Below are 19,083 nucleotides of genomic sequence, written 5' to 3' on the forward strand. Positions count from 1 at the left end.
TTTCAGCCTGCCTGTGAGTGTGCCGCGATCAGCGCATCGAATTCAGGCCGGAAATGTTTCAGCGCCGCGCCCAGCGCCCAGGCCGCGCCGTCGCCCAGGGCGCAAAAGGAGTTGCCAAAAATACCGCCGCAGAGCATTTCCAGTTGTTCCACATCGCCCGGCTGCCCCTGGCCTGCCTCTATCCGGCGCAGGATCTTGGCGGCCCAGGTCAGCCCCTCGCGGCAGGGGGTGCATTTGCCACAGCTCTCATGGCTGAAAAACTCGGTGATACGGCGGGCCACCACCGGGATTGAGGCGGTTTCATCCAAGCCGATAACCCCTGCCGACCCCAACATGCTGCCCGCCGCCGCCAGCGAGCCAAAGTCCATTTTCACATCAAATGCGCTGCGCGGAAACATCGGTGCCGAGACCCCGCCGGGGATCGCCGCCTTGAACTTCCCAGTCAGCGCGCCGCCGCCGTGGACCTCAAGCATTTCCCCCAGAGCCATACCCATTGGCAGCTCATACACCCCTGGCCGTTTCACCTGGCCGCTGAGCCCGAACAGTTTTGGCCCCGGCGAATGATCCGGGCCGATAGAGGCAAACCATTCGCCGCCACGACGAAACAGATGTGGCAGGCAGGCCAGGGTTTCAACATTGTTGACCACAGTCGGGCATTCGTACAGCCCCGCCACCGCCGGGAACGGTGGTTTCAGCTTTGGCTGGCCACGCCGCCCCTCGATGGATTCCAACATCGCGGTTTCCTCGCCGCAGATATAGGCCCCGGCCCCCTTGTGGATATGGATCTCCAGCGAGTGCTCGCTGTCCAGTATGTTTGCCCCCAGATAGCCCCGCGCATGGGCCGCCGCTATGGCCTGTTGGCAGCGGTCAATCGACAGGTGGTATTCACCGCGAATATACAGATACGCGGTGCGGCAGCCGATGGCATAGGCGGCGATCACCATGCCTTCGATCAACTGATGCGGGTCGCGTTCCATCAGGATGCGGTCCTTGAAGGTGCCCGGCTCGCCCTCATCCGCGTTGCAACACAGGTAGCGTGGCAGCGGGCTGTCCTTGGGGACAAAGCCCCACTTTAGCCCGGTGGGAAAGCCCGCACCGCCGCGCCCGCGCAGGTTGGCGGATTTCACTTCCTCGATCACCTCATCCGGGGCAAAGTCACGCAGCACGGTGCGCAGCCCCTGATAGCCGCCCGAGGCTTCATAGGTCTCGATCTTATGGCCGTTTGGGTTGTCGATGTTTCTCAGCAGCACCTGCTCGCTCATGACAGATCCTCAGCGGGCTGATCCGCAAGCGAGGCCAGCAGCGCATCCAGTTTTGCAGCGGTCAGATCCCCGTGGTACTGCTTGTCTGCCATCAGAACCGGGGCCTGTTCACAGGCGCCAAGGCATTCCACTGCGGACAGGGTGAAACGGCCATCCTCGGTGGTCTCACCCGGGCCAACGTCCAGCCGTTGTTGCAGATACATCATCAGTGCCTCGGCCCCGCGCAGCAGGCAGGGCAGGTTTGTGCAGAGCCGGATGTGGTGGCGACCACTCGCGGCGCGGTCATAGAGACTATAGAAACTGGCCACCTCAAACACCCAGATTTCAGGGACATCCAGCAGTTCGGCCACCGCCTGATAGGTCAAACCATCAACGCCGCCATATTTTTGCTGCGCCAGATCCAGCGCCGGCATGATAGCGCTGCGGGTCGTTGGGTAACGCGTCATCACCTGCTGCACCTGTGCCGCAAGGTCGCTTTTGATGTCGGCCAGACTGCGGGCATCGCTCATTTGTCCACCTCGCCCATCACCGGATCCAGGCTGCCCAGCATGGCAATCACATCGGCCAGATATTTGATATTGGTGGTGCGTTCGCACAGCGCCTGAAGATTGACAAAGGACGGTGCGCGTACCTTGAGGCGGAATGGTTTTTCGCTGCCATCCGAGATCAGGTAATAGCCCAGCTCCCCCTTGGGGGCCTCAATCGCCGAATAGAACTCACCCGCCGGAACCTTGAAGCCATTGGCGGACAGCAGGAAATGGTGGATGTGGGTCTCCATCGAGTGGGCGAGCAGGTCTTTGTCCACCGGGAAGGCAATTTTGGGATCATCAATCAGAATGTCGCCCTTGGGCATCTGGCCAATACACTGGCGGATGATCTTCAGGCTTTCGCGCATCTCATCCACCCGGCACTTCCACCGGTCATAGCAATCGCCGTCCTGACGCAGGATGACATCAAATTCAACCTGACCGTAAATTTCATAAGGCGCATCGCGGCGAATGTCCCAATCCACCCCCGAGGCCCGCAGATTGGGGCCGCTTAGGCCCAGCGCTATGGCATCCTCGCCGGTGATATTGCCGATATTTTCGACCCGCGCCAGAAAGATCCGGTTGTTTTCCAGCAGGGTCTCATAGTCGGATATCCGCGCCGCGAAGATATCGCAGAACTCCTGTATTCGGGCCTCGGCGCCCTCGGGCAGATCCTCGCGCACACCGCCAACCCGGCAGAACGAGGTATGCATCCGCACACCGCTGATCATCTCCATCAGGTCCATCACCATTTCCCGGTCGCGCATGGTATAGAGCAGCGAGGTCATCGCCCCCACGTCCATCGGCAGGGCGCCGGTGATCAGCAGATGCCCCGAGATCCGCGACAGCTCGGCCATGATCACCCGGATATACTGCGCCCGCACCGGCGCCTCGATCCCCAGCAGCCCCTCAACCGCCAGCGCGTAGCCCAAGTTGTTGGACGGCGGGCACAGGTAGTCGAGCCGGTCGGTCAGCGGGAAAATCTGGGTATAGGTAAAGCTCTCAAACAGCTTTTCAGTGCCCCGGTGCAGCAGCCCGATATGCGGCTCTATCCGTTCGACGATCTCGCCGTCCATCTGTAGCAATAATCGCAACACGCCGTGGGTGCTGGGGTGCTGTGGGCCGAGATTCAGCAGCACGTCCCGCGACAAGCCGCTGTCGGTGGTGATCTCACTGAGCACAGTTGTCTCGGTCATCCCGCCGCCTCGTCTGGCGGGTGTTTGGCGCCCATGGGATTGTAGTCATCCTTGTATCCCCGCAATGGGAAATCCCGCCGCATAGGGAAGCCATCAAAGCCCTCCCACATGTAGATCCGCCGCAGATCAGGGTGGCCGTCAAAGGTGATGCCGTACATGTCATAGGCCTCGCGCTCGTGCCAATTGGCGGTGGGCCAAACCGGGGTGAGTGTCGGGGCACTGGCTTGTTCGCTAAGGCGGCACTTAAGCCGAAGCCGCCTTTTATGCGGGATGGAAAACAGGTGATAGACCAGCATGAAACGTGGTGTTTGCGGAAAGATGTCCACGCCGCAGATATCCGACAGGAAATCAAACCGCAGCGCTGGCGCGTCGCGCAACTGGCGGCACAGGGCAATCAGATCAGCCGGCGGCACCAGCAGGCAGGGCATATCGGCGGCGCTTAGATCCAGGCTGACCCTTTGGTCATAGGCCTGCAACACTGCGGCAAGAGGCATATCATCCGCGACCATCAGGACGGTTCCATCGCGGCGTCATCGGGATGATGAACCCGCAGAACCCGGGTGCCGGTGATCTTTTCCTGCAGCTGAACAAACCCATGCAGCAGCGCCTCGGGGCGGGGCGGGCAACCGGCGACATGGATGTCCACCGGCACCACATGGTCCACCCCCTGCACCACTGCGTAGGTGTTATACACCCCGCCGGAAATGGCGCAGGTGCCCATGGCAATGACGTAACGCGGCTCGGGCATCTGGTCATAGAGACGCCGCACAATCGGCGCCATTTTGCGGGTCACGGTGCCCGCCACAATCATCACATCCGACTGCCGCGGCGAGGGGCGGAACACCACTCCAAACCGGTCCAGATCATAACGCGCACACCCGGCCGAGATCATCTCAATTGCGCAGCAGGCGATGCCGAAGGTCTGCGGCCACAGCGATGACTTGCGGCTCCAGTTTATGAGGGCATCGGACGAGGTGAAAAACACATTGTCTTGAAACCGGTTGCTCAGGACACCCATTCCAGCGCCCCCTTGATCCAGGCATAGGCAAAGCCGACCAGCAGCAGCACGATGAAGACAAACATCTCGATATAGCCAAACAGCCCCATGTCCTGCAGGACCACGGCCCAGGGGAACAGGAACATGGTTTCAACATCGAAGATCACAAACAGGATGGCGATCACGAAATACTGCACCTTGAACAACCCGGCCGAGGCCTCGCCCACGTGATCAACGCCACATTCATAGGGGCGGTTTTTCTCGGGGTATGGGTTATTGGGTCGGATCAGTCGCGACAGCGTCAGGATGAACGCCGTCAATGCGACAACCACCGCAACCATCAAAAACACCGGCAGGAAATCAATAGGCATGTCTTGTCCTTATTGCTGTGGCCCTGTTTCTCTTTCTTAAACCGTGACACTGGGCCCTTAGGAACAAGGTAAAGCGAAGTAGGCAATTTCAACCCAAGCCCGCCTGTGCCACCGCCTGAGTTGCGGCCTGAGTTGCGGCCTGGGCGGCCGTCTGGGCTGCGTCAAGGAACATGGCGGGAAACAGCCCCGTCAGCACGGTGCCAATCAGCGTCACCGCCAGGGCCAGACGCAGGGCGGGGGTCATCGAGACCTGGGCCGGATGATCAGTTTCCTCCATATACATCAGCATGATGATGCGCAGGTAGAACCAGGCCGAAACCGCGCTGAACAGCACCGCAATCACTGCCAGCGTGACCTGGCCGGACTCGACCAATGCCACCAGTACATAGAATTTGGCAAAGAATCCGCCAGTCGGCGGGATGCCTGCCAGTGACAGCAGCAACACCAATGTGATCAGCGCCAGTCCCGGATGGGACTTGGCCAGGCCGCTGAAATCCCAGATCGGTTCGCCCCATGCGGCGCCTTGATTCAGCAGCACGATCACCGCAAACAGGCCTAGGTTCATCAAGGTAAAGACCAACAGGTAAAACATCACGCTGGCCATGCCGTCGTCACCGCCTGCCAGCAGGCCCAGCAGCAAAAAGCCCCCGTGGGCAATAGAGGAATAGGCCAGCATTCGTTTGATATTGGTCTGCACCAGCGCCGCCAGGCTGCCCACAGCCATAGTCAGCACCGCCACAGCCACCACAGCGCCCCGCCAGATCGGGGCAAGCGATGTAAGATCATGCATCAGCAGCCGCAGGATCACCGCAAAAGCGGCAACCTTTCCAACGGTGGACATGAACCCGGTGACCGGCGATGGCGCGCCCTCGTAGATGTCGGGCAACCACATGTGAAACGGCACCGCACCAACCTTGAACAGCAAGCCAACCAGCAGCAACAGGGTGGCCAGCACCAACAGCGGATCACCGGTCTCGGCGTTGCCCAGCGCTATCGCCATGGCGTCCAGCTGGGTGGTGCCGGTCAGCCCGTAGAACAGCGACAGCCCGAACAGCAGCAGCCCAGAGGAGAATGCGCCCAGGATGACATATTTCAACGCCGCCTCGTTCGAGCGCCTATTTCTGGTCAGGAACCCCACCAGCACATAGATCGACAGCGCCTGCAGCTCGATCCCGATGTAGATGATCAGCAGATCGGTGCCCGACACCATGATCATCGCCCCGGACAGGGCAAACAGCAGCAATACGTAATATTCACCCTTGTCGGTGTTCTCGGTGGCCAGATAGCCGCCCGATATCAACACAGTCAGCGCCGTGCCCAGATACATCAACAGCTTGAAATAGGTTGCGATCCCGTCGATCACAAACATGCCCTGATAGGCCGATTGCGGCATGTGGCCCAGTGTTGCGCTCATCCCGGCGGCCAGCGCGATCATCAGCAGACTAAGGCCCGCAATCAACCCGCCCTGCCCCGGTCGCGGCACCAGCGACAGCATCAGCGCCACGCAGGCCCCCAGAATAATGATAATCTCAGGCCCCGAGAGCAGCACCGAAGTCTTGATCAGTGTCAGATCCATGGCGCCCTCCTCATGGCGACACCGCCGATGGGGTCAGCTGAATCATCAACTGGTCCAGCGAGGGTTGCAGAATGGTCAGAAAGGGCTTTGGGTAGAGCCCGAACCAGATCACAAACAGCAACAGCGGCAGGGCACAGGCCAGCTCGCGGGGGTTCAAATCCCCCAGAACTGCGCCCCCCGGCACGGTTGCCGGCCCCAGCAACATCTGACGGTAGACCCCCAGAAGATAGGCCGCACCAATGAGCGCGCCAAGAACCCCGGCGGCCCCGGCCCAGCCACTGACGCCAAAGGCCCCGGCAAGAACCAGCAGTTCGCCAATAAAGCCGTTCAAGCCGGGCAGCGCCATCGACGCCAGCAGGAACGCCGCAAACAGGATACCAAACAGCGGCACCATCTTGATCAAGCCGCCATAGGCAGTGATCTCTCGCGAATGGCTCCGCTGGTAGATCAGCCCGACACAGAGAAACAGCGCCCCGGTGGTGATGCCGTGGTTGAACATCTGGATCACCGCACCCGACAGGCCCATGGCGTCAAATGTGAACAGGCCCAGGGTGATAAAACCCATGTGGCTGACGCTGGAATAGGCAATCAGCTTCTTGATGTCGCTTTGAACCAGTGCCAGCAACCCACCATAGACAATGGCCACAGAGGACAGCGCGATCATCATCGGCGCAAAATAATGCGAGGCATCGGGCAGCATTGGCAGCGAGAACCGCAGAAAGCCATAGGCGCCCATTTTCAACAGCACCCCGGCCAGAATGATGCTGCCCGCCGTTGGCGCCTGCACATGGGCGTCCGGCAGCCAGGTGTGCAGTGGCACCATCGGCACCTTGACCGCAAAAGCCACCAGAAAGGCCAGAAAGACCCAGATTTGCAGCTGCAACGGATAGTCCGCGTCCATCAGCGCCAGCATATCAAAACTCTGGCCTGCGTTGAAATAGAGCAGCAGAATGCCGATCAGGAACAGCAGGCTGCCGGCCAGCGTATAGAGAAAGAACTTGAAGGCCGCATAGACCCGGTTGTCGCCGCCCCAGATGCCGATGATCAGATACATCGGCACCAGCATCGCCTCCCACAGGATGTAGAACAGGATCATGTCCAGCGCGCAGAACACTCCGACCATCAGGCTCTGCATCGCCAGCAGGCAGGTCATGAATTCTTGCACACGGGTGGTGATGGACGTCCAGGACGCCAGCACGCAGATCCAGCCCAGCAGAGTCGTCAGCAGCACAAACCAGACGCTGATCCCGTCCACTCCCAGGCGATAGCTGATGCCCAGCGACGGCACCCAAGAATAGTGCTCGCCAAACTGCATCGCGGCTGAACTGGCATCAAAGGCAACCAGAGCCCAGACCGCCAGCAGGAAATCGGCAAACAAAAAGACAAAGGCGCACCAGCGGGCGGTTTGCGCCGCGCGCAGAAACGGCAGCAACACGGCGCCGACAGCGGGCAGCAGGATCAGCAGGCTAAGAACCGGCAGCCCCGTCATGGGGTGCCCATCGCGACGTAGATCGGCCAGCCAAGCAGCAGGGTCACCCCGGCAATCATCGCCCATGCGTAATGCGATACGATGCCGGTTTGCAGATGGCGCAACAAGTTACCAAGCCGCAGCGCGGTGGCGGCCACGCCGTTTACAGCGGCATCTACCACCCGTGTATCAATGCGCAGGCTGAGCCGTGACAGGTGATGCAGCAGCCGCAGCCCGGCCCCGTCCCCCAGCGTGATCAGCCATTGCTCCCAGATCAGCACCGGGCGGCGGGCGATCCACATAAACAAGCTGGCGCCACGTCGATAGAACCAATCGGTGTCCAGACTGATGGTCTTCTCCGGATCCAGGTATTTCAGGAACAGCACAAAGGCTAGCAGGGTGAACATCAGCAGCGCCAGACTCTCGGTCACATGGGCGCCACTGTAGGGGTGGTAGTCTACGGGATAGGGCAACTGGGCGTATAGCAGTTGCGGGAACAGACCGATGCCGATGCAGAACAGCGCCGCCAGCCCCATTGCCAGCAGCATGTTCAGCGGTGGCTCAGATGGCCGCAGCCCGCAATCTTTGCCGAAGAACATGTAATAGGGCAGCTTTAGCCCGGTGTGCAAAAAGGTGCCGGATGAAGCCACCGTCAGCAGTAGCACCACCACTGCGCGATGATCCCCAGCCGCAGCTGAAATGATCATGCTTTTGCTGACAAATCCGCTGAACAGCGGAAACGCCGAGATCGCCAAGGCGCCGATCATATACAGGAATACCGTGATCGGCATGGTGCGGTACAAGCCGCCCAGCTCGGTCAGTTTGCGCCGCCCGGTCATCAGGATCACCGCCCCCGCCCCCATGAACAGCAGCCCCTTATACAGAATATGGGCAAAGGCGTGCGAGGTCGCACCGTTCAGCGCCATCTCGGTTCCCATACCCACCGCAGCGACCATGTATCCCACCTGACTGATGATGTGATAGCCCAGCAACCGGCGGCAGTCGTTTTCCAGCACCGCAAACACCACGCCATACAGCGCCATCGCCACGCCAAAGCCCACCAGCACCTCGGCACCGGGATAGTTGCGGATCAGCACATAAACCGCGGTTTTGGTGGTAAAGGCGCTGAGAAACACCGCCCCCGTCACCGTCGCCTCGGGGTAGGCATCCGTCAGCCAGGCGCTCAGCGGCGGCACGGCAGCGTTCAGCATGAAGGAGATCAGGATCAGGTTATAGGCCAGCCCGCCCTGCCCGTGATCCAGCGGCCCAATCAGGTACGACCCTGTTTGTAGCCCATGTAATATGATGCCGCCAAACAGCAGCACTCCGCCGGCCACATGCACCATCAGATAGCGAAATCCAGCCGCCACCGCAGCCCGATTGGCCGAGGCAAAAATCAGATAGGCCGAGGCAAAGGCCATCACCTCCCAGGCCACCAGCAGGGTGAACCAATCACCGGCAAAGACCACGCCAAAAGCGCTGCCGATATACAGCAAGGCCGAGACCCGCTGGCCAGTGTCATTGATATGCCAGGCATAGATATTGCCAATCACCGCCATGATCGCAAACACCCAGGCAAACACCAGCGACAGCTGATCGGCCTGAAACAGCACCAGATCCACCCCGGCAAAATGGACCTGTCCGGCACTGCCAGGGGTGATCTGCGCCACGCTGATCAGCGCCAGTACAGGCACCAGCACCGACAGCAGTTTCTGCCAGACCCCGGCCAGCAAGGGCAGCACCAGCGCACCAAGCAGCATCAGCAAGGCAGGATGCAGCCACTCAGTCATAATAATCCTCATTGCGCATAATGCCGCCGCTGTGACCGATGAATTTGCTGATGAAAATAATGGCGACGCAGCTGATGAAACCAAAAATCGCCGAGTAGCCGGGGATGGCTTGCCACGGGTATTGCGCGTGCGGGCGCGGCATCAGAACGTCGGCGATGACAACCAGCACCAGCACCAGCTGTAACAGCCGCCAGCGCAGTTTTGCATGACGCTTATCGCCAAAGAAATTCACCAACCGAGCAATCATCACAATCCCGCCCCGCGCATAACCAGCTGCGCCAGTTCAACAAAAAAACCAGGGTTCAGCCCCAGCGCCACCGACAGCAGCGCCGAGGCCAGCAGTGGCACCGTGACCATCGGGATCTCGCGCACCTCCTGCATCGCCACCAAAGACTGATCCTGTGGCGGTTTGGCGGGTTCAAAGAAGGCGGTGTAGGTGACCGGCAGGAAATAGGCGGCATTCAGCACGGCACTGACCAGAAGAACCGCCAGAAACACCATCTCGCCCGCCTGCGCCGAGCCCAGAACCAGATACCATTTGCTGATGAAACCGCCTGTTGGCGGCAGCCCTATCATCCCCAGCGAGCCAATGAAAAACGCCCCCATCGTCCAGGGCAATTGCCGCCCGATACCGGCCAGATCGCTGATATTGCGACGATGCGAGGCGCAGTAGATTGATCCGGCACAGAAAAACAGGGTGATTTTGGAAAATGCATGGGCGGCGATATGGGTCACGCCGCCAACAGCTGCCATCGGCGTCAGCAGCACCGCACCAAGGATGATATAAGACAGCTGGCTGACCGTGGAATAGGCCAGCCGCGCCTTTAGATCATCGCGTGTCAGCGCATAGATCGAGGCCATGACGATGGTAAAGGACACCAGATAGGCAGTGGCGATGCCAAGCCCAAGGCTGCCCATCAGGTCCACGCCCATGACGTGAAAAATCACCCGCAGCAGGCAGAACACCCCCATTTTGACCACCGCCACCGCATGTAGCAGGGCACTGACCGGGGTTGGCGCCACCATCGCGGCTGGCAGCCAGGCATGAAACGGCATGATCGCCGCCTTGGCAAATCCAAACAGATAGCAAAAATAAACCACGCTGAACAGCGCGCCCGAGGCATCAACACCGCTAAGCAGGCCCTGCGGCATGAAATCCAGAGTGCCCGCCAGATGATAGGTCAGCGCCAGGCCCGCCAGCAGCAGCGATTTCGACGCCCCGACCAGATAGACCATATAGCGGCGACTGCCTGCCCAACTGGTGGCGTCCTCTTTGTGGTAGACCAGCGGATAGGTGACCAGGCTCAGCACCTCGTAAAAGATCACCAGGGTGAACAGATTGGCAGCAAAGGCACCGCCCACGGCGGCCGACAGTGACACCGCAAAGGCGGCAAAGAACCGGGTCTGGGCGTGTTCGTTCTGGCTGCGCATATAGCCGATCGAGTACAGCGCTGCGAAAATCCACAGCAGGCTGGAAACCGTTGCAAAAACCATGCCCAGCGCATCAACCCGAAAGGCAAAGGTGACCCCCGGCAGCACCTCAAACAGGGTCAGATCATGGGTGCCGCCCGCTAGCACCAGCGGCGCCAGCGAGATCACAATCGCAAATTTCACCACCGCCGCCACCACCGACACGGTATCGCGAATGTTGGCCTGATGGCGCAGACACAGGATCAAGACAGCAGCCGTCAGGCTGACGAATATGGCCAGTATAGGTCTGATGAACAACAATAATTCCAAAAAATTTAACCTTTCAAGATCGTCAGCTCATCCACTTCCAACGTGTGTTTATTGCGCAGCAAGGCAACCAGTATGCCCAGCGCCACTGCGACTTCGGCGGCGGTGATGGCGATGACAAAAATGGCGATGATCTGGCCGCGCAGGTCTTGCAACACATGGCCAAAGGCCAGCAGATTGATGGTCACACTGTTCAGCATCAGCTCTAGCGACATCAGCACGATCAGCACGTTACGGCGCAACAAAACACCCGCAGCGCCAATCACAAATAACGTCGCCGCAAGGATCAGATACCAGAATGTCGGGATCATCGGCGCCCCCCGCTGTGGGGTTTGCCAGTCTTGCCAGCGGCGGTTGCCTCATCAGGGCGGGCCAGCACCACCGCCCCGATCAGGGCCACCAACAAGATCACCGAGGCCACCTCAAACGGCAGCAGGAAATCCTGAAACAGCAAAAGACTGAGAGCCTCGACCGAGGGCTGTTCGGTGATGGGTTGCCCTGCCCCCAGGGCCGCATGCAACCGGGTGCTTTGCATCAGCAGGGTGAACAGTTCAGCCGCCAGCAGCGCCAGCACAATCAGCCCGGGAAAGGCGGCGTTTCGCAGGTATCTGGCCTGGGCTTCTTTTCGCACATCCAGCATCATGATGACGAATAAAAACAGCACCATCACCGCGCCAACATAGACAAAAATCTGAATTACCGCCAGAAACGGCGCGCCTAACAGCACATAGAGCGCGGCGATCTGCACCAGGCAGGCGACCAGCGCCAGGGCGCTGTGAACAGGGTTGCGCGCCAGTACCACCAGCAGTGCCGAGATGGTTGCAACCCCTGACAACAGCAGAAAAAACTCGCGCTCCATACCTGTCCCCTGTGTGTGTCCCCTGATCCATTCTCCACGCGATCAGATGGCGCCCATATCAATGGCTGTAGCCGGTTCCCTCGATGTATTTCAGCAGTTCCTCTTCTTCGCGCATGATCTCATCAAGCCGGTGTTTGACCACATCGCCAATGCTAATCACCCCCCGCAGCCCGCCGTCATCGCAGACCAGCATGTGGCGGTTTCGCTTGCCCGTCATCATCGCCATGATCCGGATCAGGTTGTCACCCGGCGCGCAACTGGCCACGTCCGTGTTCATCACCTCCCGGACCGGCGTCTGCCGCCCTGCGCCATCGGAATTCGCCATTGCAGAACAAATTTCACGCTCTGAAATTCCACCCAGCGGGTTACCGCTCTTGTCCAATACCAGAGCAAAGCCAATCTTCTTGGTGCTGAACAACTGAAGCGCTGTCATCAGGTTGTCGTCAGGCGCAACCGAATAGATATCAGTGCCTTTTTGGAGCAATATTGTGCTGACATACATATCTCGCCCTTTCCTGTTATTGTTTTGGGTCCCCTGACCGACGAAAACTGACTACTTATGCCGTCGGATACGCGACCACCAATCCAGACCTGTCGACGGTCCTGATCTAAGGACCGAGCGCTGAGTGCCCTCAGAATCCAATCTGGCCGGTCTGACCAGGCCGCCATCCTCGGCCTTACGTGGGGCCGCGATCAGATCCTCCAGATGCACTTTCAGAGTGGCCCGATTGGTGGTCGATACCTCATATTCCTGGCCCAGTTTAATCGCATCCGCCGGACAGGCGTCCTCGCATAATCCGCAGTACAGGCAGCGCGCAAGGTCGATATCAAACACCTTGGGTCGGCGGTCGCCCTGTTCTGTTTCAAACGGAATAACGGTAATGCAATCACAGGGGCAGATTACCGAACACAGGCCACAGGCGACGCAATTCACCTCGCCCTGATCATTGGTATTCATAAAATGATGACCCCGGTGGCGCTGATAAGGGACCCATTTTTCGTAATCCGGGTAGTGGTGGGTCACTGTTTTGGACATCATGTAACCCAGTGTCAGGCGCAGGCCTGCCAGCAGATCGGCAAAGAATATCCGCCCAATCCAACTGTGCCGCTTTACACCTGTTCTCGCCATTGCAATTGACCCGCTATTTACAACATTAAAAAGCCGCTCACCAAAATATTCAGCAGTGAAAGGGGCAGCAGAACCTTCCAGCCGATGGTCATCAGCTGATCATAACGGTAGCGCGGAAACGTGAAACGCAACCACATAAACACCCAAATAAACAAACCGACCTTAAAGAACAGCCAGAGGAAGGGAGGCAGGAACGCCGGGCCGCCCAGCCATCCGCCAAAGAAAAGCAGCACGTTCAGAAAGGCCAGGGCAACCAAAACCAGGTATTCCGCCAGCATGAACAAAGAGAACCGAATACCACTATATTCAGTATGATACCCTGCCCCCAAATCGCCCTCGGCCTCGGGCAGATCAAAGGGTATTCGCTGGGCCTCGGCCAGGCCGGCGACAAAGAATACGAAGAACCCGATCGGCTGCAGCACGATATTCCACAATCCCTGCTGCGCCGCGACAATCTGGCTCAATTGCATGGAGTTGGCCAGCATGACCACACCAATCACCGAAAACCCCATTGGAATTTCATATGAAATCATCTGAGCAATGGAGCGCAGGCTGCCCAATACCGCATATTTGCTGTTCGAGGCCCAGCCCGCAAGAATGGTGCCAAACACCCCAATCCCGGAGACTGCTAGGATGAACAGCAGCCCGACATTCAGATCCGCCAAGGACAGGGTCACCGTAGTGCCAAACAGCTGAACGGGATCGCCAAACGGGATCGCCACAAAGACCAGAAATGGCGGCACCAGGGCCACCACCGGGGCGACGGCAAACAATATCCGGTCGGCCTGCGCCGGAATATGGTCCTCTTTGGTCAGCAGTTTGATGGCATCGGCCAGCGGTTGCAGCAGCCCATGCCACCCCACCCGCATCGGCCCGGGACGTTGTTGGATATGGGCGGCAATTTTGCGCTCCAGCCAGGTCAGCGGCAGCGGCAGCAGCAGCAAGATGCCAACAACAATGAGCATTTTAATCGCTAGCGGCAGCAAACTCAGGACATATTCCATATCTCCGAACCCCTGTGTCGACCAATATCAGCAGCATCCGATGGCTTGTTTGCACCTGGACCCAGCCGTTCTGGACTAGACAGATGGCGCAATTTTGCAAAATTGCCGCAACAAACTGCCCGCCGGCACAGGATTTCATCCTGTTGGAGGCTCAGCAATTTGGCGCCGCGCCAGTTTGATGCCCTGGTGCTCAACGCAGGTGGACAGGCTGCATCAACACAAATTCCGGCTCATACTCCCAATTTCCGATCGCGCGCAGCAGAAAGGCGCCCAGCCAAGGGCCATATGAAAACCTTCTCCAAATATATTTCAGTTTCAGCCCATGCAGTTTTCATAACTGGAAGGAGTGCATCTTCGCTGAATTTGGACCGCATAATTGTTAGTATATCTCGCGACCTGAACAAGGGCTATTGGGCGGGCTCAGCTGTCATCCTTATTACATGCACCTGCACCAAGCCATTTGACCGATAACAGGGTCTCAGTGTTAGAGTGAGAGATCCTCTGGGGAATTACCCCCTTGAACTCCGGACCTGACAGAAACGGAACGCAAGAATGCACAACGGAATCCTCATATTAGCGATATTTGCCTTTCTCTACAGCATTGTCGCCGGTCGCATTGAACGTGGCATGGTTTCAGGGCCCATCGTTTTTGTCTCGGCCGGCATTTTGATGGGGCCTCTGGTGCTGGGGTGGTTCGAAGGTGGAGCTCTGCGCCAGCAACTGCGGATATTTGCGGATATGACCTTGGTGCTGATCTTGTTCAGCGATGCGGCGAATGTCGAATTATCCGTGTTGCGGTCGAAAATAAAAATCCCGACACGGATGTTACTGGTCGGCCTGCCGGGGGTCATTGTGCTGGGGTTTGGACTGGCCCTGGTACTGCTGGATATGCTCAGCCTTTACGAAGCCGCCATTCTGGGGGTTATTCTTGCGGCCACCGATGCCGCCCTTGGCAAAGCAGTGATTTCAGACCCGCGGGTGCCGGACTGGATCCGCGCAAGCCTGAATGCGGAAAGTGGGCTGAACGACGGAATATGCGTTCCGTTCCTGTTTATTTTCATTGCACTGTCGCTGGAAACCGCCGGAACAGCAGCCAGTACTGTCGCGCCGCTGATCATTGTTCTTGAGGAGATTGGCATCGGCCTGATCGCTGGCCTGGGGCTGACTTTGGTGGCGGGCACCCTGCTCAAATTCTGCATTTCCAGGGGCTGGCTGACCGAGGTCTGGACCCAGGTGACGGTGCCGGCTCTGGCACTGGCCTGTTTTGAGTTGGCCGGAGAGATGCACGGAAGTGGCTACATCGCCGCCTTTACCGGAGGCCTGTTATTCGGCCGCCTGATGGGACCGGCCAAACATAAATTTGTGCTGGCGGCTGAAGGCATCGGTGAAACCCTGGCCATGCTGACCTGGCTGTTGTTCGGGTCAGCCGTTGTTGCGAGCATCATTGGGCTGGTGACATGGCAAATCATGGCCTACGCCCTGCTCAGCCTGACTGTTGTCAGGGTACTCCCCATATTCCTTTCGCTGAGCGGAACCGCATCGACCAAACAGGATCGGCTGTTTCTGGGGTGGTTTGGCCCCCGCGGCCTGGCCAGCATCGTATTTGTCATCATCGTGATGGACAGTGAACTGCCGGGCGGCGAGGTGATTGCGCTTGTGGTCGTTCTAACAGTGTTCCTGAGCCTTATCATCCATGGGATCACCGCCAGGCCATTGTCTGGTTGGATCTCCAGGCACCACTCAGGCAAGGCAGACTGACGGTCCAGCCCGCTGACAAAGTGAAACCTGCAGCAAGAGCGTTTAGGCCCATGCTGCAGATTTGTGGTTGCTTCAGGCCGCCCCCCCTAGAGGGCAACCCAGGCCGAATTTCTGCTGGATGAGGTCACACAGGCCTGAATGAACTGCACTCCGGTCAAACCATCCTGAACGGTTGGAAACACCACCTCGGGCGGCAGCGGCTCGTCGGCCTGGCGAGCGCGAATGGCCCGTGCCGCCTCGGCATAGATATTGGCAAAGCCTTCCAGATAGCCCTCGGGGTGACCGCCCGGGGTGCGGGTGACGCGGTTTGCGGCCTCACCTGCGCCATTGCCGCCACGGGTCATCAACCGCTTGGGCTCGCCAAATGGGGTGAACCACAGCTTGTTTGGATCCTCCTGATCCCACTCGATGCCGCCCTTGGCGCCGTAGACCCGCAAGCGCAGCCCGTTCTCATTGCCCGGTGCCACCTGACTGCACCACAGCATGCCGCGCGCGCCGCCATCAAAGCGCAGCATGACATGGGCGTTGTCGTCCAACCTCCGCCCGGGCACAAAGCTTTGCAGATCTGCCGCCAGCGCTTCGGTCTTTAGCCCGGTGACAAAGCTGAGCAGGTTGAACGCATGGGTGCCGATGTCGCCAACAGATCCACCCGCGCCCGAGCGGGCCGGATCAGTGCGCCACTCGGCCTGTTTGTTGTCCTGCGGTTCGGTCATCCAATCCTGCGGGTATTCGGCCTGCACCACCCGGATATCGCCCAGATCGCCATTGGCAATCATCTCACGCGCTTGGCGGACCATCGGATAGCCGGTATAATTATGGGTCAGAATGAACAGCGCATCTGAGCTTTCCACCGCCTTGACCAGTTTCTTGGCATCCGCCAGCGTCGAGGTCAGCGGCTTGTCACAGATTACATGAATACCGCGTCTGAGGAACTCGCGCGCCACCGGGTAGTGCATGTGGTTGGGGGTGACGATCGCCACCGCCTCGATGCCGTCTTTCAGGCGCGCCTCGCGAATGGCCATCGCCTTAAAGTCTTCATAGGTACGGTCGGGCACAAGACCCAGCGCCGCGCCCGAGGCGATAGATTTCTCGGGCGTCGAGGACAGCGCCCCGGCGATCAGCTGAAAACCACCATCTATGCGCGAGGCAATGCGGTGGACGGCGCCGATAAAGGCGTCATTGCCGCCGCCAACCATGCCAAGGCGAATGGGTTTTGTATCGCTCATATCAAGTCTCCAGCCCCAGCATCCTGCGATTTGCAGCATCGTCTGCACCGCCGCCCGCAAAGTCATCAAAGGCGTGTTCGGTGACCCGGATGATGTGGTCCTTGACGAATTGCGCGCCTTCGCGGGCGCCGTCTTCGGGGTGTTTCAAGGCACATTCCCATTCAACGACCGCCCAGCCCTCAAAATCATTGGCCGCCATTTTGGAGAAGATTGCGCCAAAATCGACCTGCCCATCGCCCAGAGAGCGGAAGCGGCCAGCGCGGTTGACCCAAGGTTGGTAGCCCGAATAGACACCCTGACGGCCGGTTGGATTGAACTCGGCATCCTTGACGTGGAACATCTTGATCCGGTCTTTGTAGATGTCGATATTGTCGAGATAATCCAGACATTGCAGCAGGTAATGCGACGGATCATACAGCATGTTGCAGCGCGGGTGATTACCCACCCGCTCCAGAAACATCTCAAATGTGACACCATCGTGCAGGTCTTCGCCGGGGTGGATTTCATAACAAACGTCCACCCCCATCTGATCGGCGTGATCCAAAATGGGGCGCCAGCGCCGTGCCAGCTCGTCAAAGGCGGTCTCAATCAGACCTTCGGGGCGCTGCGGCCAAGGATAGACATAAGGCCAGGCCAGCGCCCCGGAAAACGACGCCATCGCGGTAATGCCCAGATTGTAGCTGGCGGTGATCGCCAGTTTGACCTGCTCAACCGCCCAGGCCTGCCGCGCCTTGGGGTTACCGCGCACGTGTTCAGCTGCGAACCCGTCAAAGGCCTGATCATAGGCTGGGTTCACCGCCACAAGCTGCCCCTGCAAATGGGTCGAAAGCTCGGTTATTTCAATACCATTTTCAGCCGCAACACCGACCAGTTCGTCACAATAGGACCGCGAGCTGGCCGCCTTGGCCAAATCAAACAGGCGGGCATCCCAGCTGGGGATCTGCACGCCTTTGTAACCACAATCCGAGGCCCATTTGGTGATGCCCGCCCAGGAATTGAACGGGGCCTCATCGCTGGCGAACTGTGCCAGAAACAGAGCCGGTCCCTTGATCGTTTTCATGTTAATTCCTCCCAGAAAATGAAGGGGGCCATTTCGCCAGCCCCCTTCTTTGTGCTTTTTAAACCCAAAGCTTAGAACGGCGAGTCAGGGAAGTAAAAGCTTGCCGCGTTTTCCGGGGTGATTAAAGTCGCCCCCAGAATGTAGCGGCCAGCAACCGGACCATTGGATTTAAAAGCAGCAACCGTTACATCCATTGCCGTGGCAATCATTGATGGCGGATACAGAACGTCAACTGGGACCAGCGTGTCGCCGTCCATAATCGACTTGATGGTTTCCTTCATGCCGGCACCGCCGACAACAAACATACCGTCGCCATCGCGGCCGGCCTGTTTCAGGGCTGCGACAACACCGATAGCAATGTCATCATCCTGTGCCCAGACCGCGTCGATGTCGGGGAACCGGCTGAGGAAATCCTGCATCACCTCAAAGCCATCATCGCGGTTCCAGTTGGCGTGCTTGTGATCCAGAATGTTAATCCCGGTGCCTTCCATTTCGGCCATAAAGGCATCGAAACGCTCGTTATCAATGATTGTCGGGATGCCGCGCAGCACCACGATATTGTCGCCGGATGTCAGGCGACCCTTCATGTAGACAGCCGACACCCGGCCCAGTTCCGGGTTGTTGCCCGCCACATAAATGTCTTCGATGCCCGGCTGGCTCAACCCGCGGTCAACAACGGTGATCAGGGCGCCGGTTTTCTTGACGTTGAGAACCGGATCGGTCAGCGGCTCGGATTCAAACGGCAGCACCACCAGGGCGTCAATTTTATGCACCGAGACCAGATCCTCCAGCGCCGAGGCCTGGGCGTTGGGATCGGGCGAGTTGATCAGGATCAGGTCAATATCCGGGTATAGCGCCTCCAGCCGCTTTTCGGCCTGCTCGGCGTGCCAGTTCATGCCAGCCGCCCAGGCATGGGTCGGGGTTGGATAGCTGACACCGATTTTAATGGTCTCTGCGCTGAGTGCAGCTGCGCTCAGAGCCAGTGCACCGGTCAATGCCAGGGCGCTTAGGGATTTCAGGGTCTTCATAGTTTCTCCTCCACTGGTGAATTTGGGCGCACCTCTCTCCTCCGGTGGCGCCCGGTTCGTCTCATTTGGGAAAATTTCCCGCCGTGTTCTTAAAC

The 19,083-nt window shown here is 58.8% G+C and carries 20 protein-coding genes; 1 reads left to right on the forward strand and 19 read right to left on the reverse strand.

Annotated features, from left to right (window positions below; genetic code table 11):
* Positions 1 to 2: 2 nt before the first annotated feature.
* The 16 genes from nuoF to nuoH form a co-directional block, all read right to left on the reverse strand.
* On the reverse strand, positions 3 to 1,262 hold the full coding sequence (nuoF, locus tag QPJ95_RS01540; protein ID WP_270918851.1) for an NADH-quinone oxidoreductase subunit NuoF: 1,260 nt from the start codon (positions 1,260 to 1,262) through the stop codon (positions 3 to 5).
* On the reverse strand, positions 1,259 to 1,771 hold the full coding sequence (locus QPJ95_RS01545) for an NADH-quinone oxidoreductase subunit NuoE family protein (RefSeq protein ID WP_270918852.1): 513 nt from the start codon (positions 1,769 to 1,771) through the stop codon (positions 1,259 to 1,261). Before QPJ95_RS01545 ends, nuoF begins: the two co-directional genes overlap by 4 nt.
* The gene (gene nuoD / locus QPJ95_RS01550; RefSeq protein ID WP_270918853.1) at positions 1,768 to 2,985 is read right to left on the reverse strand and encodes an NADH dehydrogenase (quinone) subunit D; all 1,218 of its coding nucleotides are present in this window, start codon (positions 2,983 to 2,985) and stop codon (positions 1,768 to 1,770) included. Before nuoD ends, QPJ95_RS01545 begins: the two co-directional genes overlap by 4 nt.
* Positions 2,982 to 3,494, reverse strand: a complete 513-nt coding sequence (locus QPJ95_RS01555; RefSeq protein ID WP_270918854.1) for an NADH-quinone oxidoreductase subunit C — start codon at positions 3,492 to 3,494, stop codon at positions 2,982 to 2,984. The genes nuoD and QPJ95_RS01555 overlap by 4 nt, the downstream gene beginning before the upstream one ends.
* Positions 3,494 to 4,003, reverse strand: coding sequence for a NuoB/complex I 20 kDa subunit family protein (locus QPJ95_RS01560; RefSeq protein WP_270918855.1), 510 nt, complete (start codon positions 4,001 to 4,003; stop codon positions 3,494 to 3,496). The genes QPJ95_RS01555 and QPJ95_RS01560 overlap by 1 nt, the downstream gene beginning before the upstream one ends.
* On the reverse strand, positions 3,991 to 4,353 hold the full coding sequence (locus tag QPJ95_RS01565; RefSeq protein WP_270918856.1) for an NADH-quinone oxidoreductase subunit A: 363 nt from the start codon (positions 4,351 to 4,353) through the stop codon (positions 3,991 to 3,993). Before QPJ95_RS01565 ends, QPJ95_RS01560 begins: the two co-directional genes overlap by 13 nt.
* Positions 4,354 to 4,441: 88 nt before the next feature.
* Entirely contained in the window at positions 4,442 to 5,929 is a 1,488-nt protein-coding gene (locus QPJ95_RS01570; RefSeq protein ID WP_270918857.1) for an NADH-quinone oxidoreductase subunit N, read from the reverse strand.
* A 10-nt stretch (positions 5,930 to 5,939) separates the two neighbouring features.
* Complete coding sequence (locus QPJ95_RS01575; protein ID WP_270918858.1) at positions 5,940 to 7,418, reverse strand: NADH-quinone oxidoreductase subunit M; 1,479 nt, start codon at positions 7,416 to 7,418, stop codon at positions 5,940 to 5,942.
* Positions 7,415 to 9,187: a Na(+)/H(+) antiporter subunit D gene (locus QPJ95_RS01580; RefSeq protein ID WP_270918859.1), complete on the reverse strand. Its 1,773-nt coding sequence runs from the start codon at positions 9,185 to 9,187 to the stop codon at positions 7,415 to 7,417. Before QPJ95_RS01580 ends, QPJ95_RS01575 begins: the two co-directional genes overlap by 4 nt.
* Complete coding sequence (locus QPJ95_RS01585) at positions 9,180 to 9,434, reverse strand: hypothetical protein (protein WP_270918860.1); 255 nt, start codon at positions 9,432 to 9,434, stop codon at positions 9,180 to 9,182. Before QPJ95_RS01585 ends, QPJ95_RS01580 begins: the two co-directional genes overlap by 8 nt.
* The gene (locus tag QPJ95_RS01590; protein ID WP_270918861.1) at positions 9,434 to 10,915 is read right to left on the reverse strand and encodes a monovalent cation/H+ antiporter subunit D family protein; all 1,482 of its coding nucleotides are present in this window, start codon (positions 10,913 to 10,915) and stop codon (positions 9,434 to 9,436) included. Before QPJ95_RS01590 ends, QPJ95_RS01585 begins: the two co-directional genes overlap by 1 nt.
* Positions 10,916 to 10,932: 17 nt before the next feature.
* Positions 10,933 to 11,235, reverse strand: a complete 303-nt coding sequence (nuoK, locus tag QPJ95_RS01595) for an NADH-quinone oxidoreductase subunit NuoK (protein ID WP_270918862.1) — start codon at positions 11,233 to 11,235, stop codon at positions 10,933 to 10,935.
* The gene (locus QPJ95_RS01600; protein WP_270918863.1) at positions 11,232 to 11,783 is read right to left on the reverse strand and encodes an NADH-quinone oxidoreductase subunit J; all 552 of its coding nucleotides are present in this window, start codon (positions 11,781 to 11,783) and stop codon (positions 11,232 to 11,234) included. The genes nuoK and QPJ95_RS01600 overlap by 4 nt, the downstream gene beginning before the upstream one ends.
* 58 nt (positions 11,784 to 11,841) lie before the next feature.
* Positions 11,842 to 12,285, reverse strand: a complete 444-nt coding sequence (locus tag QPJ95_RS01605) for a CBS domain-containing protein (RefSeq protein ID WP_270918864.1) — start codon at positions 12,283 to 12,285, stop codon at positions 11,842 to 11,844.
* A 51-nt stretch (positions 12,286 to 12,336) separates the two neighbouring features.
* The gene (locus QPJ95_RS01610; RefSeq protein ID WP_270918865.1) at positions 12,337 to 12,912 is read right to left on the reverse strand and encodes a 4Fe-4S dicluster domain-containing protein; all 576 of its coding nucleotides are present in this window, start codon (positions 12,910 to 12,912) and stop codon (positions 12,337 to 12,339) included.
* A gap of 17 nt (positions 12,913 to 12,929) precedes the next feature.
* Positions 12,930 to 13,916 carry an NADH-quinone oxidoreductase subunit NuoH gene (gene nuoH, locus QPJ95_RS01615; protein ID WP_270918866.1) on the reverse strand — a complete coding sequence of 329 codons (987 nt, stop codon included), beginning with the start codon at positions 13,914 to 13,916 and terminating at the stop codon, positions 12,930 to 12,932.
* 552 nt (positions 13,917 to 14,468) lie between these two features.
* On the opposite strand from nuoH, the gene QPJ95_RS01620 reads away from it, so the two are divergent.
* Positions 14,469 to 15,674: a cation:proton antiporter gene (locus QPJ95_RS01620; protein WP_270918867.1), complete on the forward strand. Its 1,206-nt coding sequence runs from the start codon at positions 14,469 to 14,471 to the stop codon at positions 15,672 to 15,674.
* Between the two features lie 86 nt (positions 15,675 to 15,760).
* Here QPJ95_RS01620 and QPJ95_RS01625 read toward each other — a convergent pair whose 3' ends face one another.
* The 3 genes from QPJ95_RS01625 to QPJ95_RS01635 form a co-directional block, all read right to left on the reverse strand.
* Positions 15,761 to 16,900 carry a Gfo/Idh/MocA family protein gene (locus QPJ95_RS01625; RefSeq protein ID WP_270918868.1) on the reverse strand — a complete coding sequence of 380 codons (1,140 nt, stop codon included), beginning with the start codon at positions 16,898 to 16,900 and terminating at the stop codon, positions 15,761 to 15,763.
* A 1-nt stretch (position 16,901) separates the two neighbouring features.
* Positions 16,902 to 17,960 carry a sugar phosphate isomerase/epimerase family protein gene (locus tag QPJ95_RS01630; RefSeq protein ID WP_270918869.1) on the reverse strand — a complete coding sequence of 353 codons (1,059 nt, stop codon included), beginning with the start codon at positions 17,958 to 17,960 and terminating at the stop codon, positions 16,902 to 16,904.
* Between the two features lie 71 nt (positions 17,961 to 18,031).
* Entirely contained in the window at positions 18,032 to 18,988 is a 957-nt protein-coding gene (locus QPJ95_RS01635) for a substrate-binding domain-containing protein (RefSeq protein WP_270918870.1), read from the reverse strand.
* Positions 18,989 to 19,083: the final 95 nt, after the last annotated feature.

Origin of the sequence: Parasedimentitalea psychrophila (assembly GCF_030285785.1) — a bacterium.
In the GTDB taxonomy this organism is placed as follows: Bacteria; Pseudomonadota; Alphaproteobacteria; order Rhodobacterales; family Rhodobacteraceae; genus Parasedimentitalea; species Parasedimentitalea psychrophila.

Coding starts and splice junctions, on each gene's coding strand:
- nuoF (WP_270918851.1), bottom strand. CDS start 1,262: ATGAGCGAGCAGGTGCTGCTGAGAAACATCGACAACCCAAACGGCCAT.
- QPJ95_RS01545 (WP_270918852.1), bottom strand. CDS start 1,771: ATGAGCGATGCCCGCAGTCTGGCCGACATCAAAAGCGACCTTGCGGCA.
- nuoD (WP_270918853.1), bottom strand. CDS start 2,985: ATGACCGAGACAACTGTGCTCAGTGAGATCACCACCGACAGCGGCTTG.
- QPJ95_RS01555 (WP_270918854.1), bottom strand. CDS start 3,494: ATGGTCGCGGATGATATGCCTCTTGCCGCAGTGTTGCAGGCCTATGAC.
- QPJ95_RS01560 (WP_270918855.1), bottom strand. CDS start 4,003: ATGGGTGTCCTGAGCAACCGGTTTCAAGACAATGTGTTTTTCACCTCG.
- QPJ95_RS01565 (WP_270918856.1), bottom strand. CDS start 4,353: ATGCCTATTGATTTCCTGCCGGTGTTTTTGATGGTTGCGGTGGTTGTC.
- QPJ95_RS01570 (WP_270918857.1), bottom strand. CDS start 5,929: ATGGATCTGACACTGATCAAGACTTCGGTGCTGCTCTCGGGGCCTGAG.
- QPJ95_RS01575 (WP_270918858.1), bottom strand. CDS start 7,418: ATGACGGGGCTGCCGGTTCTTAGCCTGCTGATCCTGCTGCCCGCTGTC.
- QPJ95_RS01580 (WP_270918859.1), bottom strand. CDS start 9,187: ATGACTGAGTGGCTGCATCCTGCCTTGCTGATGCTGCTTGGTGCGCTG.
- QPJ95_RS01585 (WP_270918860.1), bottom strand. CDS start 9,434: ATGATTGCTCGGTTGGTGAATTTCTTTGGCGATAAGCGTCATGCAAAA.
- nuoK (WP_270918862.1), bottom strand. CDS start 11,235: ATGATCCCGACATTCTGGTATCTGATCCTTGCGGCGACGTTATTTGTG.
- QPJ95_RS01600 (WP_270918863.1), bottom strand. CDS start 11,783: ATGGAGCGCGAGTTTTTTCTGCTGTTGTCAGGGGTTGCAACCATCTCG.
- QPJ95_RS01605 (WP_270918864.1), bottom strand. CDS start 12,285: ATGTATGTCAGCACAATATTGCTCCAAAAAGGCACTGATATCTATTCG.
- QPJ95_RS01610 (WP_270918865.1), bottom strand. CDS start 12,912: ATGGCGAGAACAGGTGTAAAGCGGCACAGTTGGATTGGGCGGATATTC.
- nuoH (WP_270918866.1), bottom strand. CDS start 13,916: ATGGAATATGTCCTGAGTTTGCTGCCGCTAGCGATTAAAATGCTCATT.
- QPJ95_RS01620 (WP_270918867.1), top strand. CDS start 14,469: ATGCACAACGGAATCCTCATATTAGCGATATTTGCCTTTCTCTACAGC.
- QPJ95_RS01625 (WP_270918868.1), bottom strand. CDS start 16,900: ATGAGCGATACAAAACCCATTCGCCTTGGCATGGTTGGCGGCGGCAAT.
- QPJ95_RS01630 (WP_270918869.1), bottom strand. CDS start 17,960: ATGAAAACGATCAAGGGACCGGCTCTGTTTCTGGCACAGTTCGCCAGC.
- QPJ95_RS01635 (WP_270918870.1), bottom strand. CDS start 18,988: ATGAAGACCCTGAAATCCCTAAGCGCCCTGGCATTGACCGGTGCACTG.